The sequence below is a fragment of the Rhizobium sp. 05L429 genome (genome assembly GCF_056397645.1).
This window is the reverse complement of the sequence record NZ_JBFTNV010000092.1, coordinates 1-532: the sequence shown is the minus strand read 5'-3', so window position 1 is coordinate 532 and position 532 is coordinate 1. Positions and strand designations below refer to the sequence as shown.

At 54.5% G+C, this 532-nt stretch carries 1 protein-coding gene; it reads left to right on the top strand.

Annotated features, from left to right (window positions below; all coding sequences use genetic code 11):
* The coding region (locus tag AC1DNW_RS35455; protein ID WP_477855825.1) for an RHS repeat domain-containing protein at positions 1-532 on the top strand (532 nt) is incomplete at both ends.

The window sequence follows — 532 nt, the reverse complement described above, 5'->3', positions numbered from 1 at the left end:
GATCTACGATGCCCGCGGTAATGTGCAGCAGTCATCGATCGTGCGCTTTGTCGGTGAAACGGCGCAATGGACGGTCAACAGCTACGATGCGCTCGACCGGATCACGAAGAGCGTCAATCCCGACAGTACATTCAAAACCTACGGCTATTACACATATATTGATCCGGTTCCTGGTACCGATAACATCGATGTTTTTTACGTGGATTTTGGTGACGAACAGCAACATCATCGCACCTTGAACTACAATGTATGGGAAAATGTCATCGTTGCAGGGGAGCAGCGCGATGATAGATTTGTTTTCCGCTACAGCGCGACCTTTGACGCGCTCGGCCATCTGGTGAAGGTGCAGGATCCGGGTGGGGCGGTCTGGACCTATACCTACGACCTGCTCGGCAACCGCCTGACGGCGAGCGATCCTGACCTTGGGAATTGGTCTTACGCTTATGATGATGCGAACCGGTTGGTCTCGCAGGTCGACGCCCGCGGTGCGGTCACCTTCCTGACCTACGACCAGATGGGCCGTGTACGTGTA